The organism is Chitinivorax sp. B (genome assembly GCF_005503445.1).
In the GTDB taxonomy this organism is placed as follows: Bacteria; Pseudomonadota; Gammaproteobacteria; order Burkholderiales; family SCOH01; genus Chitinivorax.
The window spans coordinates 20,211-35,881 of record NZ_SCOH01000028.1 but is presented as its reverse complement, the minus strand read 5'-3'; the positions used below and the strand labels follow the sequence as shown (position 1 = coordinate 35,881).

12 protein-coding genes and 1 pseudogene are annotated in these 15,671 nt (G+C 51.1%); 7 read left to right on the top strand and 6 right to left on the bottom strand.

The genetic code is table 11. The annotated features are described in order from the left end of the window. From FFS57_RS16520 to FFS57_RS16510, 3 genes are all read left to right on the top strand, one after another. Positions 1-1,335 (top strand): acyltransferase family protein, encoded by a 1,335-nt coding sequence (locus FFS57_RS16520; protein WP_171014013.1) that lies wholly within the window; start codon positions 1-3, stop codon positions 1,333-1,335. 66 nt (positions 1,336-1,401) lie between these two features. Then, complete coding sequence (locus tag FFS57_RS16515; protein ID WP_137938914.1) at positions 1,402-2,721, top strand: putative O-glycosylation ligase, exosortase A system-associated; 1,320 nt, start codon at positions 1,402-1,404, stop codon at positions 2,719-2,721. Continuing rightward, a complete protein-coding gene (locus FFS57_RS16510) occupies positions 2,718-3,677 on the top strand; it encodes a polysaccharide deacetylase family protein (protein WP_137938913.1) in 960 nt (319 codons plus the stop codon). The genes FFS57_RS16515 and FFS57_RS16510 overlap by 4 nt, the downstream gene beginning before the upstream one ends. 97 nt (positions 3,678-3,774) lie before the next feature. On the opposite strand, the gene FFS57_RS16505 is transcribed toward FFS57_RS16510, so the two are convergent. The 6 genes from FFS57_RS16505 to FFS57_RS16480 all read right to left on the bottom strand — a co-directional run bounded on the left by FFS57_RS16505 (position 3,775) and on the right by FFS57_RS16480 (position 12,045). Next, positions 3,775-5,610, bottom strand: a complete 1,836-nt coding sequence (locus tag FFS57_RS16505; RefSeq protein ID WP_137938912.1) for an asparagine synthetase B family protein — start codon at positions 5,608-5,610, stop codon at positions 3,775-3,777. Between the two features lie 64 nt (positions 5,611-5,674). Next, complete coding sequence (locus FFS57_RS16500) at positions 5,675-6,748, bottom strand: GNAT family N-acetyltransferase (RefSeq protein WP_137938911.1); 1,074 nt, start codon at positions 6,746-6,748, stop codon at positions 5,675-5,677. After that, the gene (locus FFS57_RS16495; RefSeq protein WP_137938910.1) at positions 6,745-7,941 is read right to left on the bottom strand and encodes a DegT/DnrJ/EryC1/StrS family aminotransferase; all 1,197 of its coding nucleotides are present in this window, start codon (positions 7,939-7,941) and stop codon (positions 6,745-6,747) included. The genes FFS57_RS16500 and FFS57_RS16495 overlap by 4 nt, the downstream gene beginning before the upstream one ends. Then, the gene (locus FFS57_RS16490; protein WP_137938909.1) at positions 7,938-9,170 is read right to left on the bottom strand and encodes a pyridoxal-dependent decarboxylase, exosortase A system-associated; all 1,233 of its coding nucleotides are present in this window, start codon (positions 9,168-9,170) and stop codon (positions 7,938-7,940) included. Before FFS57_RS16490 ends, FFS57_RS16495 begins: the two co-directional genes overlap by 4 nt. A 179-nt stretch (positions 9,171-9,349) precedes the next feature. Continuing rightward, positions 9,350-10,933 carry an acyl-CoA ligase (AMP-forming), exosortase A system-associated gene (locus FFS57_RS16485; RefSeq protein WP_137938908.1) on the bottom strand — a complete coding sequence of 528 codons (1,584 nt, stop codon included), beginning with the start codon at positions 10,931-10,933 and terminating at the stop codon, positions 9,350-9,352. A gap of 5 nt (positions 10,934-10,938) precedes the next feature. Then, entirely contained in the window at positions 10,939-12,045 is a 1,107-nt protein-coding gene (locus FFS57_RS16480) for a GNAT family N-acetyltransferase (protein ID WP_137938907.1), read from the bottom strand. A gap of 308 nt (positions 12,046-12,353) precedes the next feature. Here FFS57_RS16480 and FFS57_RS16475 point away from each other — a divergent pair, with 308 nt between their 5' ends. The 4 genes and pseudogenes from FFS57_RS16475 (at position 12,354) to FFS57_RS16465 (ending at position 15,660) form a co-directional block, all read left to right on the top strand. Then, a complete protein-coding gene (locus tag FFS57_RS16475; RefSeq protein WP_137938906.1) occupies positions 12,354-12,605 on the top strand; it encodes an acyl carrier protein in 252 nt (83 codons plus the stop codon). An 8-nt stretch (positions 12,606-12,613) separates the two neighbouring features. Then, positions 12,614-13,411: pseudogene (locus tag FFS57_RS26275) on the top strand (hydrolase 2, exosortase A system-associated); the annotation flags it as partial. Positions 13,412-13,546: 135 nt separating this feature from the next. After that, positions 13,547-14,413: a hydrolase 1, exosortase A system-associated gene (locus tag FFS57_RS26270; RefSeq protein WP_502705921.1), complete on the top strand. Its 867-nt coding sequence runs from the start codon at positions 13,547-13,549 to the stop codon at positions 14,411-14,413. After that, the gene (locus FFS57_RS16465; protein WP_137938905.1) at positions 14,410-15,660 is read left to right on the top strand and encodes a glycosyltransferase family protein; all 1,251 of its coding nucleotides are present in this window, start codon (positions 14,410-14,412) and stop codon (positions 15,658-15,660) included. The genes FFS57_RS26270 and FFS57_RS16465 overlap by 4 nt, the downstream gene beginning before the upstream one ends. Positions 15,661-15,671: the final 11 nt, after the last annotated feature.

Sequence of the window (15,671 nt, the reverse complement as noted above, 5' to 3'; positions counted from 1 at the left end):
GTGACGCTGGCCAATTTGCCACTGTTACCTGCGCGCCGTATTGACGTAGTGGAAGCTGCGCGTGGTGTTTGTGCTGGTTATGTTGTGTTGGCACATGTCTTTCAAATATTCGGCTACAAGTATTCCCTGCTGGGGTCGGTGCCACTGTTGGTGGATTTGGCATCTGGTTATCCGCATGAAGCGGTATTATTCTTTTTCCTGTTATCTGGGTTCAGTATTCACTATGCCAGCCTGGACCGTCCGTTGGACCAAGTGTCTGGCGTCTGGCGCTATATCTATCTCAGATTACGGCGTGTTTACCCGATTTTTCTGGTGGCGGTATTAGGCATCTTTGGACTGTATGGCCTAGGTTTAGGGTTGGGAATTTCGCATTATCAAGTACTTTGGCAAGATCTGCGTTGGCAGGATGTCATAGCCACAGTGACATTTGTGGCGGATCGTAGTCCGACTTGTGGCCGGCTGGCTACCGTGTTACCGACCAACCCGCCATTCTGGTCATTGTCATACGAAATATTTTATTACCTGCTTTACCCCGTATTCTGGTGGGTGGCACAGCGGCGATCAATCTGGACGACTATTTGGGCTGGAGGGGTAGTCAGCCTGTTGGCTGTAGTGGTCGGTGCATGGCAGTGTGGCCATGTTTCAAATGTATTGAGCCTGTACTACGTATGGTGCCTGGGCGCCCTGATAGCGGAGTACAAGCGACGTGGGGCCATATTACAGTTGCCTCGCATGGTGGTCTATCTTGTTCCATATTTGGCGGTGTTGGTGGTCTGGGTGATCGCCAAGTCAAGGTTGGTGGATTTCGAAACGCCGTTTTGGGTAGCTGCTTTTTTTGTAATTCTGGCCTATCCCGTGTCAGCCGGCGCTAAGGTTGTATTGACAGCTCGCGCTCGATGGAGTGGATTGGCCATGATGTTGGTGGCTGTATTGGCTGTGCTTGGGTTGGCTCAGTTCAAGACACTGTCGGATGACATGACTGTTTTCCATCAGCGGCTCTTTCTGTTCTTGCTGATCTGGGCAGGGTTGCTCATGAGTGATGGGCAGGCATGGCGGTCATACATGACTAAGTGGTTGATCCAGCATCTACATTGGCTCGGTAGCGTGTCTTATGCCCTTTATCTGATTCATTACCCGCTACTGATCTGGATGCGGGAATGGACGGAACATATGGGACTTCAGGTTCATTGGGGTTTGCTGGTGCTGCCGCTGGTACTCTACTTGGCTTGGTGGTTGGAACGCTGGTTACAGCCACGATTGGTACCCTGGCTGGACCGCAGTTTCAAGATGGTACCTCAATCCAAATCAGCATCGCGGCCGATGGTCGGATCATGAGTTGTTGGCTGGTGAATACTGATTGGCTGGTTATTTTTCAGGTGGCGTTACGCCAAGAGTGTCGTTATGCGTGACATAGTACTGGTTCTCTTCATTCTGGGGTCCGTACCCTTTATTTTCAAACGACCATGGATTGGCGCAGTGTTGTGGGCTTGGATCAGTTTGATGAATCCACATCGTTTTACCTGGGGTTTCGCCTATGACTTTCAGGTAGCGATGATTATTGGTGGATCGACATTATTAGCCTTCGTGTTCAAGCTGAAGGATGTCAAAGCCCCTCCAAAAAATGGTGCGATGATTGCGTTGGGTCTATTTGTGTTGTGGCTCAATATCACCTTGCCTTTTTCCTTCAATCTCGAACAAGTCTATGGTATGTGGGATAAGGTGATGAAGATCATGCTGATGTTATTTGTCACCAGCATGTTGATTATCGAGAAACGACAGATTCAGGTACTAACCTGGGTGGTGGCATTGTCGATTGGTTTGTTGGGTTTAAAAGGGGGCTTGTTCACCGTATTGCAGGGTGGTGAAAACCGAGTGTGGGGCCCAGCTGGTTCATTTATCGAGGGAAATAACGAAATCGGCTTGGCTTTTATCGTGGTGATTCCGCTGATGTATTACCTACATGAGCAGGTCACTGACAAGCGTATTCGTTGGGCATTGCTGGCCTGCATTGCCGGTAGTGCTGCCGCCGCATTGGGTACTCACTCACGTGGCGCGTTGCTTGCAATTGCTGCAATGACCCTATTCCTTTGGCTGAAAAGTCCGCGTAAGTTGCTCAATGGCTTCATTATCGTACTGTTATCACCATTGCTGTACTTCTTCATGCCGGAAAAATGGCATGATCGGATGGCCACGATCGAAACCTATCAGGATGATGCTTCGGCCATGGGACGAATCAATGCTTGGCAGATGGCTTATAACTTGGCAAAGGATAATTTCTTTGGTGGTGGGTTTCAGATTTATGACGGTAATATCTTTGCTCGTTATGCGCCTGATCCGGAGAAAGTCCATGCGGCCCATAGTATCTATTTCCAAATATTGGGTGAGCATGGCTTCATTGGCTTGTTTCTCTATATATTGGTAGGGTTCATGACCTGGCGTCTGGCAACACGCTTGATCAAGCAAGCTGACGGCAAAAATGAGCTTCGCTGGATCTCACTATTTTGTCGGATGAGTCAGGTGAGCATCGCTGGGTTTGCCGTAGGGGGGGCTTTCCTCAGCTTGGCTTATTTTGACCTGCCTTACTATCTATTGATTATCATGAGTACGATGGACCGATGGTTGAGAGGCCAGCAAACTGCCAGTCCAGTGGCCATGCAAATGGGAAATGGAACAAGACCTGTTCGTGGAATGGCTGCGACTTCTGAAAGAAAAACCTTATGACCAGCATGTTGACCAAACTGGTGGGCGGACGTGGGTTGAACAATGGCCTGACAATTCTGATTTATCACCGCGTCCTGGCGGATTTGGATCCATTGTTTCCAAACGAACTCACTCAGACACAGTTTGAATGGCAACTTTCCCTGTTGGCGCGTGAATTCAATGTCTTGCCACTTTCTGAGGCAATTGATCGACTTGAAAAGCATAGCCTACCGCCAGCCGCAGCAGCGATTACATTTGATGATGGTTATGCTGACAATTACACCTTGGCATTACCGTTGTTGCAACGACATGGCTTGCCAGCCACCGTATTTGTCGCTACTGGCTATCTGGATGGCGGCATGATGTGGAACGAACGGGTGATCCATTGTATCCGGACCGTTTCTATCGGCCCGGTGGATTTGCAGTCCCTTGGCCTGGGCGTTCATATGGTTTCCGATGCTGGTAGCCGTACAGCCGTGATTCAGCATTTGCTTGGCCAGCTAAAGTATCTGGAATGGACTGCACGCGAAGACAAGGTCAACGAGATTGTCAGTCACATGCAGGTAACCCTGCCAACAGATCAAATGATGAGTTCACAACAACTAAGGGCGCTGGCTGCATCAGGCATCGAAATTGGTGGTCATACCCGCTTGCATCCGATTCTTGCCACGTTGGATCGTGAGCAGGCTCGTAAGGAAATGGCAGATGGCCGAGATGAAATTGAAGCGTTGGTTGGTTATAAACCGCAGTTGTTTGCCTACCCAAATGGCAAACCAGATCGAGATTATAAACGTGAGCACGTGGAATTGGCCCAAGAGCTGGGCTTTAGTGCTGCAGTCTCGACTGCGTGGGGTTGCGCTCGCACGGGTGGAGATCAATTCCAGCTACCACGGTTCACACCTTGGGACCAATCGCCATTCCGTTTTCAGATGAGATTGGCAGCCAATTACCGGCGTATTGGGCATGACATGGTCTGAGTCATAAATCAGAGTGGTGTACTTATATGCAGTATTATACCCTTGCTTGACTATTCAGCCACCTACCAGTGGCTGAATAACGTGTTTCAACACGGTGTCAAATCGCCTGCTTCGCCTCTTTCAGCCACAACGACAGCATCATCAATATCCATACCATTGTTCCATAATAGCCTGGGTGTTCTTTGACTTTGCTCATCACCTCGTCAATAAACTCTGGACGGATCAGGTTGTGTCGTTTGAGATCAGCTAAGCTGTCGTTCACCAGGGTTTGCAGACCAACATGCTTGGTCAGCCAGGGGCCGAATGGCAGGCCGAAGCCGTGTTTCTCTTTGGTGATGATCTCGGGTGGCAGAAAGTCGCGTAAGGCTTCTTTGAAGAACCAGCGAAGTTGCTGACCTTTCAACTTCCAACTCGGGTCAAGGCTGAGTGAGAACTGGGTCAATTTATCGTGCAATAGCGGATAGGCGATTTCAACACCTGCCAGTTCGCAAGCGAGGTTGACCTTGACTAGATCATTGTCGGCCAGTGTGTATTTGAAATCGAGCCCTAGCATTTGATTGATCAATTCTTTGGCTCGAATGGCATCCCAGGTTTTTTGCTGATGAATGCTGGGACCATTGACGTTGATCTGTGCCAGAAAGTCCCGGGTCAGGATATTTGCCGCTCCAAACCGTTCTAGCAAGTTGTAGGTTTCCAGCCGGGCGGGCATGGGGGTGTTGGCCTGTTGGATATAGCTGCGGGCTTTGCCGATCAATGGCAAGGCAGAGGGCAGGTTGAAGGCGAGCGGTTCGATCAGTGATTTTTTGACGGATCTTGGGATGCGGCCATATACCTCGAAGATGTGCTGTTTGGCATAGCGAGCATTGCCGCCAAATAGTTCATCACCGCCATCACCGCCCAGCATTCGCTCTACGCCATCCCGGTGTGCCAATTGGGCGCAATAGAAGCCTGGGACGACCGATGAATTGCCAAAGGGCTGATCAGAAGCAGCCGCAATTCTTGGAATGGCGTTGACCACGTCATCTGGGGTGACATAGTACTCGGTATGGCGTGTACCAAAGTGCTTGACAGCAATGCGGGCAAACTCCATTTCGTCGTAGCCTTCGGCTTCAAACCCAATGGAGTAAGTACGGGCAGGGCGTCCAGAGACTGTAGTCAACATACCGGCAATGGTTGAGCTATCTGTACCACCAGACAAGAAACAACCAGTATCTGCCCCCATTGAGGCTTCGCGTACGCTTTCTCGTACCAATGCAGTGAAGGCCTCTTTTTGTTCAACAAATGACTGGGTGCCATTTTCCACAAACACTGGTTCCCAGTACCGCTGTCGTGTGCTTTTACCTGCGTGCCATATCAGGCTTTCGCCGGGTTCCAGGCGGAACTGGTCACGATAGATGGTTTCCGGGCCCGGGATCATATGGAAATACAGGTAGTGATAGATTGCCTGAGGATCAATACCTTGTTGTGCCGCCGGATGCGCATTCAGCGACCAAAGACTGCTACCAAAAATCAGCCCGTTAGCACTTTCGGTAAAGCCTAGCGGGACCGAACCAAAACGATCAACCGCCAGAAGAGCAGCTTGTTTGTCGGTATCGATCAATGCAATGGCAAAGCTATCAGCAAAGTGGCGAAGCACGGTATGCCCTTCTTTGCGATAGCCTTGAATCAGTGCTTCGGCATGATTGTTCTGCGCTGCAAAGGCATGTAGGTGCGAATCAGTGATGCGCGGGCGGCCGATGACCACTGCATGCAGATTGCCTTGGTGGGCGATTTGCGGGGTAGCTTTCAACCCAGTGGCACCCAAGCCACAATCGCTGGTCGACCAATTAGTAGGTTTGGCACCAGGGAAGGGTGATAAACGTCCTACCATGCGGGCCAGTGTTGATTCGGGCTCGGTCGTGGCGTGGCCAATCCAGCCGCAAAGTCCGGTCATAGTTTCCTCTAACAGTTAATTGCTCAATTTGGCTCAGCAAACACGGTAACGGGACCATGTTGCATTAGTGTTTGTTATTGTCGGACGCCGTTTCAGTTGACGTTTTACCAATACGTCGCGTCAAATCGCGTAGGTTTCTGATTACCGTCATTCCGCTGGCGTAAAGGGGGGATCGATACAGGGTGACGTGATCGATCTGGCGTGTTTCGGTCGCCCATTCCAACTGATCTGCGGTGGCATTGGTATAAAATTCGATACGTTGAAAACGGCCTTGCTGAAACTCATGCTCAAGCAGGGTGTAAAGCAGGATGCGACCAACAGCCAGATCTTTGAGTTGTTCGTCATAAGTGGTTTTCAACATGATCAGCATGCCATTGGCGCAAATCGCCAGCCGAGAAGCGACTACTCGGTTACCCAGTAATAATTCGTAAACAAGTGCTTCACCACGTTCTGCATTGTTTTGCATCACGTCTAGATAGAATCGCCACTGTTGGCTACCCGACGTAATGGCTGTACCTGCCTGCCCCTTCCAGCCTTTTGATTCAAGATCGCTATAACAATTCAGACTTGTTTGCATGGCAGCAGGCATGCTGTGAATTCGTAAACTGATTGTTTCACCCGTCCCATCAATACGATGCAGATAACGTTTGATATTGCTACGCAGCTTTTTCGGGCGTGCTTGCCAGTATTGCTCAAAATTGCCATGCAGGGTGATAGCCATGGTTGTTGCGGCAAGTTGACGGCTCTCAATGTTGTTGGGTTCGGTCGGACAGGGGCTGAACATCGGGTCTTGTGCCAGCCAGTCGATAAAGATAGGGAAGCCTGGTAACGCTTTGAAAAGGTGCATTTTTGCCGTGTAAGCTGTTGCATTCAACATGATCGGCGATGCTTGCAATTGGGAGGGTAGAAAACTGGCCCAACCTTGTGCGCGATAGGGTTGGGTAAGAAACATGCCACCACTCGGCCGATGTACGACTAACGCGGTTTTCTCGTCACCATAATGATTTAGTAAATAACCAATGAACCGGCTCGAAAACATGGGGTGGTCGTTGTATAGCTGTCGGTTCCAGTCATCCCACTGCGCCTGGTAGCGGTCAAATTCAGCAATTGCAGATTCGATCAACCAATCGTTGGTCATTGGGGGGTGCCTTTGGGAGATTTCAAAACGTGGCACAGTTGGTCTGCCATCCAATCCAGATCGGCATCTGTGATGGATTGATGGCAAGGCAATTGCAGTAAGGCGATGCCATAATGTTGGCTGATTTGACAGGTAGATGAGGCTAGTTCATCCCATCGCCAGATTGGCAACCTGGCCTGTTTCAATGGTGCAAAATGTCGTTCGGGCTCGGCCAACAAAAGTGGGAACATGTATGGCACAACCAGATCGGGAAGCATATCAAACAAAGGACGGGCAGCGGTCAGCTTGCTGGTGCGTTCCAGCCAACGGATATAAAGCTGTCGTCGCCGTTGCACAATGTGGTCACATTGTTGGTGATGCATGATCCAGCGTGAACTACGCAGACCATGTCGTACCGGCATGCCAGCCTTCGGATTGATTTGAATGGTTTGAGGAGGTAAAGACTGCATTGGCAGGTAAACGCCTGGACTGGCTTGATCCGTACGAGGCCGGATTGCCCAACGTAGCCAGTTTATGCGACCACTTTCCACCGATTGCTGAAGCAAGTCGTACACTGACCGTAATTCCTCATGCCAGCGTGGGTGGGGCAATGTGACATTGAATGCAGGCCCCGTGTTGATGAGTAAAACGCCACCATCCCGGCCGGGAAAGAACTTGCGGGTACTGGCGATGGCATAATCACCGGTCAAGCCCAATGCTGTGCCATTCCATTGTCCGAAAAAGGCATGAGCACAGTCTTCAATCAGCCAAGCCTGGGCTTGATGGGTGCGTTCAGCAATAGCGTGCAACTGTGGTTGGGGAAAGCCAAAAAAATGCGGTACTAGTACGGCGGCTACATTGCCACTGGCCAGTTGTGTCTCGATGTCCGTCAGGTCAGGCTGCAATAGCGCATCGACCTTATAAAACCTGACTTGTCTTCCCGCTGCATAAATGGGTGTAACCATCGTCGGGCAATGGTAGGCTGGGATCAGTACATCACCGGCATTGGGCAGGTGGGATGCGATCGATTGTAGTGCCGAGCGACCTGCATTCAGAAAAAGCGCGCGATTAGACAGAAAAGGGCTGGCTTCGCCACCAGACTGGCCAAAATCAGCAGAGTCGAGTATTGGCAAAACAGGTAACCGTGGCGCGGGGTAATCGCGAAACGGGTCTAGCCGGATAAACTCGACTTGTTGACCGGCCAGTGCCGTCATATGAGAACCTCAACCGGTTCGGCATGGCTCAGGAAACGGGTTGGACTTGCCGTGTAGCCGTAAGCGCCAGATTGAAACACGACTACCAAGTCACCTATCTCAGCCGCTGGGAGTTCCATCTTGTCTCCCAGCAGATCCAGTGGCGTACATAATGGGCCAACTATTGATACAAGCTCGGTGTGTGGGCTACCGACCCGATTGCCGATGGTGACAGGATAGTTCTTGCGGATTACCTGACCAAAATTACCAGAAGCCGATAGATGATGGTGCAGGCCTCCGTCTGTAACCAGATAGGTGTGACCGCGGGAAATTTTCTTGTCGATGATTTTGCATACATAGATCCCGGCTTCACCAACCAGATGGCGTCCCAACTCGATGACAATCGCTGTTCCGGATAGTTGGGCCTTGATGTCCGGTAACTTGACTGCGAGATTGTCTGCAATGGGGGAAAGGTCTAGCCTGCCTTCGCCAGGAAAATAGGGAATACCAAAGCCACCACCAATATTCAGTGCTTTCAATGGTGACGGTGCGTGCTCAGCTAAGCGTAGTGCTAATTCAAAAGTGAGGTTATGTGCCTCGACAATTGATTCGGATTTCAGGTTTTGTGAGCCGCTGAAGATATGAAAGCCTTCAAAATCCAGCTCCAATTCGCCTATGCGCTTGAGTGTAGTCGGTACCCGCTCTGCATCAATCCCGAACTGCTTCGGACCACCTCCCATTCTCATCCCGGAGGATTTCAATTCGAAATCCGGATTGACGCGTACGGCGACCTTGGGCTTAATTCCTAAGACACTACCCAGGTTGGCAACGTGTTCCAGCTCGGTTTCGGATTCCAGATTGATCACAATTCCGGCGGCGATGGCTTGCGACAGTTCACCTTCCCCTTTGCCAGGACCAGCAAAGCTGATGTTGCCAGGATTCATACCGGTATCCAGCGCTATTCGCAATTCCCGGCCAGAGGCAACATCCAGCCCGTCTACCAAATTGGCCATATGTTGCACTACGGCGGGCATGGGGTTGGCTTTCATTGCGTAATGCAATTCGATACCGCTTGGTAATGCTGCCCGCAGATCCTTCACACGCTGTGTCAGTAGTTGGCGATCATAAGCGTAGAAAGGTGTTTGCCCGACACGGGCTGTCAAGCGAGGCAGTGGTAGGCCGCCAATCATCAGGCATTGGTCGACGACAGGAAAGAGAACTGGCGCATGAACGGGTTTACTTGCGGTCATGGATATCTCGACAACATTCGAAAAGTGTTTACATCACCGGCTAGGCCGGTAGATGTCAGGGTTAAAAATACCCGAATAATGCCCACCGCGAACTGTGGGCTATTTTTTGGATCGATCAGGCCTCTTCGGTAACCGTTTGTTTGGCGAGTTTGCCAGGTTGCTCGAGGTAGCCAGCACTTTCAGGTTTCAAACAATTCGGCCAGTTCGTTCGAAAGCTGTTTGCGATCGATCTTGCCATTCGGGTTGCGTGGCAGGCTGCCAGTACGAGGCTCAACATGGTGTGGCACCATGAAGGCTGGCAGTTGCTTCTTGCAAGCTGCCAGTAGCGCATCACAATTCAGTACATCACCATTCTTGGAGGTGGCGACAACTACAATCGCTTGCCCCAGTTGAGGGTGTGCTACGCCAAATGCCGCACACTCACCAACTAGGTCGGTGCTGTATACGACCTCTTCGACTTCGGTTGGGCTGACGCGATAACCTGAGGTCTTGATCATTTCATCCCGGCGACTGATGAAGTACAGGAAGCCATCTTCATCCTTACGCACTGTATCCCCTGACCAAACGGCGATTTCCGGCATGACTAAGCCGGGCTGCTGTGCTGGAATGGGTTTGAATCGTTCTGCCGTCTTTGCCGGGTCATTCCAGTAACCCAACGATACATGTACGCCACGATGTACCAATTCTCCCGGTTCGTTGGCGGCACATGGACTACCGTCCTCGCGTAAGACCATGATCTCTGCATTTGGAATGGCCTTGCCCATTGAATCGGGGCGAGTGTCGACTTCGCAGGGCGGGAGATAGGTGGAGCGGAAAGCTTCAGTCAACCCATACATCAAATAAGGTAGGGTATTGGGCAATGCATTACGCAGGGCAGCCAATGTGGCGGATGGCATGTGGCCGCCCGAATTGGTAAAGTAACGAAGGTGCTGAGCTGCTTCGGCTGGCCATTCCAACTGTGCTAGCTGCACCCACAATGGTGGTACGCAAGCCAAGCCTGTAATGTGTTCACGGGCACATGCGTTGACGATATCCCGCGGTAGCAGGTAATTCATCAAAATGGCCGTTGCTCCCCTTAAAAAGGCGGTGGTCAGTTGGTTCATACCATAATCAAAAGACAGTGGCAGTACTGACAGCAATCGGTCTTCATGGGTGATATTCAGATAGTCGGCTACAGATACTGCACCAGCCACAATGTTTCGATGCGACAGCACAACCCCTTTAGGTTTACCAGTACTGCCGGAGGTGTAAAGAATGGCAGCCAGATCGCCATCAATGACTTGATGGGGTGAGCACTGACTGGTAGTGGCTACAGTCGCCTGCCAATCCAGTAACTCTACACCTGGTAATGGTGGGGTATCCGTTTTTAATCCGGTGACGATGACTGCCTTGAGATCATGGCAATGGGGGAGCACGTCGCGAAGTGCGACCAGTCTTTCAGGTGAGGTCACCAATATTCGGACATTGCAATCCTGCAGGATATATCCGACCTGCTCCGCTTTGAGTAGTGGATTGACCGGTACATACACTCCTCCTGCGGCCGCTGCGCCAAACATGCCGACCACGGTTTCGAAACGTTTTTCCAGATAAATGGCGACACGTTCTGATTTCGCCAGATCCCTTGCTAACAGGCCATTGGCCAAGCCTCGTACCTGTTGGGCCAAAGTGGCATAATCAAGCGTATGGCCCTGGTAGACCAGCGCGGAGTGACTGGGCGTACGGTCAGCCGTTGTCAGGATCAGTTCATGTACGAGTGTGGGCATGGTGCTCAGTTATCGTCTTCGTTGGTTTTGGGTGGAGATGCCGAGGTGTCTTTGTCGCCGCGCAGTGATTTCAGCCATTTGCCACCAAAATGCGCTGCTGCATGAATCAAACCCACCATCGATCGCGGGTTGTAGGCAATGATGCCCCAACGTTCGCGGCGGTGCGACATCCAGTCACGTTTGTATGGCTCATCCCCAGTCAGATAGTCAACGATTTCAACGTGATCTTGATCAATCACATATTCCATGAGCATGGCGGTGAGAATTGAGCCAACCGATAGTTTACCGAATCGTTCATCATAAGCCAGCTTATAGATCAGTGCCTGTCTGTCATGAACAATCCAGATCTGGGCGGCTGCCGGTTCGCCGTCGACATAAGCAAAGCCTGCGCGAAGCCAACCATGTTCGGCACAGGTGCGGAACAAACCCGGCATGAAGTCCTGATAAGGTTCCGGTACTTTCCAACTGGCATTGTAGATACGAATGTAATCTGCAATAGCACGTTCTACATCCGGGCCACTCTGAATGATTTCAAACCGAGTATTTCCAGCCTGATCCAATGCTTTCTTTTTTCGCTTAAGGGTATTTTTGAGCTTGGAAGGTAGCGAATCATAGTATTGCGTATAGGATCGCCCTTCGACATGCAAATACCAGTTACCGAAGCAAAAGTATTCATCTACCCACCACCCGCCGCGCCGTAATGCCCCCTGCAACGCCCCATAACTGGCAGATTCGCGATCCAGTGGATGTAAGTCGAGCATATCGACACGCTCTTGCTTGGCGGGGGCTAGCAGCGCATCAAATAGGTTGTCGGTTGGTTGGCCGGTGTACACCGGGCCGAAAAGGCAGCTGTAATAGTTTTGGGCTCCGATCAGTATACGTGGGCTGAGTGGCAAATCACTTTGCTTGGCCAACATGACCAATGCTGCATCTTGATTGCCTTCGGAGGCGGTCAATAGCCTGAGGTCACAGTTTCCTTTTTCAATGGTGACAAGGTAATTGCGAAACCAAGGCAAACTGTAAAAGATACTTTGCTTGGCCGCGGAAGAAAACGCGTTGAGTAAAGATTCAGGCAAAGCTTTCAGATCGGCCAAGCATCTGCTCTGAGTCATGAGCTTGCCCTGTTATTTAGGGTCATATAATTGATTTTATTGTTGATTGTTACTTTTTTATACATCATCTATCCTGCGCTGTATGTCGCTTGGAAACACGTTTACTGGTCAGTTGTTGTACTTTCTGGCATCATAAGTATATACGATTTCAAGTATGTTATTGTCATTTTTGAGGTGCGGCGTGTGCTGTATACTGGTAATGCTAGTGAATATCCCATCACGCTGCTGTTACAATTCCCGTCCGTCTGTTTTTCATGTTGCGCCGACTTGCTGAGCAGGCTACGGCGCGGAGCTGGAGATAACTACTTATGTCGTCGCTTGCCGCCGTTAAGGCGATTCTGGCTGACACGCTGCAACTAGGCAGCCGTGTTGATACATTCGAACTCGATACACCATTGCTGGGTAGCATTCCCGAGCTAGATTCAATCGCTGTGATCAACTTGATTACCGCGATGGAAGAGCAATTCGGCTTCACCGTATCAGATGACGAGATCAGTGCCGATACCTTTGCCTCTGTTGGCAGCCTGGTGACCTTTGTAGACACCAAATCCGGTATCTGACTACCGTCGTGACCCATCCGTTCGATCCATTCTTTCTCGAAACTTCACTTGGGGCGCGATTTTGCGTGCATTACCCGGTGCAGGGGCAAGCGCGGGGTGTAGTGCTGTATGTACACCCGTTCGCGGAGGAAATGCATAAATCCCGTCGTATGGTGGCTGAAATGGCGCGCCGTCTTGCGAGCCAGGGTTATGCCGTGATGTCGATAGACTTGGGTGGGTGTGGTGACAGCGCTGGGGACTTTGCTGAGGCGACGTGGGAAGGCTGGCGTGCTGATATCGCTAGTGCGGCAAACTGGTTAAAAATGCGTTATGACTTACCGTTGACTCTATGGGGATTGCGGTTGGGTGCATTGTTGGCTGCCGACTATGCGATGGTTGATGGTAATTGCCAGCGTTTGTTGCTGTGGGCGCCAGTCAGTAATGGAGAGCAACATCTTACTCAGTTCCTGCGTCTGAAAGTTGCCAATCAAATGTTGAGCGGTGCTGGAGAGGGGGCTGCCAACACTACGCAATTGCGACAGCAATTGGTAAGTGGAGAAACCATCGAGATCGCCGGCTATGCATTGGCCCCGGGTTTAGCATTACCGCAAGCACAAGCCAAGTTGGCAAATGTCATGCGGGGCGGTTTGATTGTAGACTGGTTTGAATTGCAAGGTAGTGTTGATCGCCCGTTGCCACCCATTGTGGAAAAGTTGGCCAGCGAATGGCGTAACAAACAAAGTGGTGTAAGGGTACATCAGCTGGTTGGTGAAGGTTTCTGGGCCACTCAGGAAATCACCGATGTTCCGGCATTGTGGGATGTTACTTTGCAGGTCATGCAGCGCGATGTATCGGATGATGAGTCTAATTTGACTGTATCAGCATCGACAGGTACTACCCTGCAGGTAAATGCTGAAGTCAATGCTGCTGAGCGAGAAACTGAGCAAGCCAGTCAGTCAGTAGTGTCGAGGCAGGAAGCCACCATTTCTTTCCACTGTCAGGGCGAGACGTTGCCAGCAGTGCTGTCACTACCTGCCCAATCTGGGGATGTGGGGGTGCTGGTTGTTGTCGGTGGTCCGCAATATCGGGCGGGCAGTCATCGGCAATTCACTTTGCTGTGTCGTGCTTTGGCCAATGGTGGCATACCAGCCATGCGATTCGACTACCGTGGCATGGGAGATGCAAGCGGTCCACTGCATGTGTTTGAACAAGTCAAAGATGACCTACGGGCAGCGATTGATGTCTTCTGCCAGCAACAACCGCAATTACGCCGTATTGTAATTTGGGGGTTGTGCGATGCTGCATCGGCAGCATTGTTCTATGCTTGGCGTGATCCACGTGTAACAGGGCTGGTATTGCTGAATCCCTGGGTGCGGACTGATGCCGGGCTGGCTCAGGCATTTGTAAAACATTACTACCGGCAACGATTGTTCAGTCGTGATTTCTGGATGAAGCTGCTACGTGGTGGTGTCAATGTGCGAGGTGCAATTGGTGAATATGTCGGCAAGCTCAGGCAAGCACGTAATACCAAACAGATTGCAGTCAATCAGCAGTCAGCCAGGGTAGAAATCGATCCGGCATTGCCGTTGCCAGAGCGTATGGCTGAAGGGTTGGCCCGTTTTCGCGGTCGGGTATTGTTCATTTTGTCTGGTGATGATTTGACGGCAGCTGAATTCCGTGCAGTGGTCAACACGTCGCCTCGTTGGCAAGAATTGATGCAACAAGCCAATGTGCAACAAAGAGAATTGAAAGAGGCCAATCATACGTTTTCGCGTCGTGAATGGCGGGAAATTGTTGAGCAATGGACTTTGGATTGGGTGGGTGAATGAGCCGGCGCGTATTATTGATCGCATATCACTACCCACCATTGCGTGGGTCCAGCGGTATTCAGCGCGCATTGCGTTTTTCACAGTATTTGAGTGAATTTGGCTGGGAGCCGATTGTGCTGACGGCTCATCCCCGAGCCTATCCAGATAAATCAGATGACCTGTTGGCAGATGTGCCGCCAGGCGTGATCGTGGAGCGTGCGTTTGCGTTGGATACTTCGCGTCACTTAGCACTGGCTGGCCGGTATCCTCGTGCCTTTGCTTTGCCCGATCGCTGGATCAGTTGGTGGTTTGGTGCCATTCCGGCGGGCATGCGTCTGATCCGTCAATATCACCCTGCTGCCATCTGGTCGACTTACCCGATCGCTACGGCACACAAGATTGGTGCTACATTGCATCGATTGTCCGGATTGCCGTGGGTGGCTGATTTTCGTGATCCCATGGCACAAGATGGCTATCCTGAAGATCCAACGGTGTGGAAGGCGTTCAAACAGTTGGAATTGCAAGTTTTCCAAGGCTGCCGCTTTGCCACATTTACTTCACCGGGGGCGATTCAGACCTATCGCCAGACCTATCCGGATTTGCCTACCGACAAGTTGGTATTGTTAGAGAACGGGTATGACGAAGAGGTGTTTACTCGTGCTGAAAGCACTATGCCATCGATAAGTGTACGTACTGGCAGAAAAGTGCTGTTGCACAGTGGTATTGTCTATTCGATGGAACGTGATCCGACCCAGCTGTTTACCGCACTGGGGCAATTGAAGCGTGCCAATGATCCATTGGTATCGCAATTGCTGATCAGGCTTAGGGCTACAGGTAACGACAGCCGCTTGCAGGAAATGGCTGCGCGTGAAGGTATTACGGATTTGATTGAGCTGGCACCGGCGATTCCATATGCCGATGCGCTGGCAGAAATGTTGTCTGTGGATGGTCTGCTAGTGCTTCAAGGCTCATCATGCAATGGACAGATTCCGGCCAAGGCTTACGAATATTTGCGCGCCCGACGACCGGTACTTGCACTGACAGACCCGATTGGCGATACCGCAGACGTCATTCGCCGGGCAGGGATCGACACTATTGCGCCATTGGATAATACCGAAGCGATCATGAGTATGCTTCGTGACTTTATGACTCGACTGACACAGGGAGCAGCCCCATGTGCCAGTGATGCCGCTGTTCTTGCAGCCTCACGTCGCGGACGTACTGAACAGTTTGCCCGCCTGTTGGATTCGGCGATTCAACCCTCTTGAAACTGGAGCAA

Coding starts and splice junctions, on each gene's coding strand:
- FFS57_RS16475 (WP_137938906.1), top strand. CDS start 12,354: ATGTCGTCGCTTGCCGCCGTTAAGGCGATTCTGGCTGACACGCTGCAA.
- FFS57_RS16510 (WP_137938913.1), top strand. CDS start 2,718: ATGACCAGCATGTTGACCAAACTGGTGGGCGGACGTGGGTTGAACAAT.
- FFS57_RS16505 (WP_137938912.1), bottom strand. CDS start 5,610: ATGACCGGACTTTGCGGCTGGATTGGCCACGCCACGACCGAGCCCGAA.
- FFS57_RS16515 (WP_137938914.1), top strand. CDS start 1,402: ATGCGTGACATAGTACTGGTTCTCTTCATTCTGGGGTCCGTACCCTTT.
- FFS57_RS16485 (WP_137938908.1), bottom strand. CDS start 10,933: ATGCCCACACTCGTACATGAACTGATCCTGACAACGGCTGACCGTACG.
- FFS57_RS16480 (WP_137938907.1), bottom strand. CDS start 12,045: ATGACTCAGAGCAGATGCTTGGCCGATCTGAAAGCTTTGCCTGAATCT.
- FFS57_RS16500 (WP_137938911.1), bottom strand. CDS start 6,748: ATGACCAACGATTGGTTGATCGAATCTGCAATTGCTGAATTTGACCGC.
- FFS57_RS16495 (WP_137938910.1), bottom strand. CDS start 7,941: ATGACGGCACTGGCCGGTCAACAAGTCGAGTTTATCCGGCTAGACCCG.
- FFS57_RS16465 (WP_137938905.1), top strand. CDS start 14,410: ATGAGCCGGCGCGTATTATTGATCGCATATCACTACCCACCATTGCGT.
- FFS57_RS16490 (WP_137938909.1), bottom strand. CDS start 9,170: ATGACCGCAAGTAAACCCGTTCATGCGCCAGTTCTCTTTCCTGTCGTC.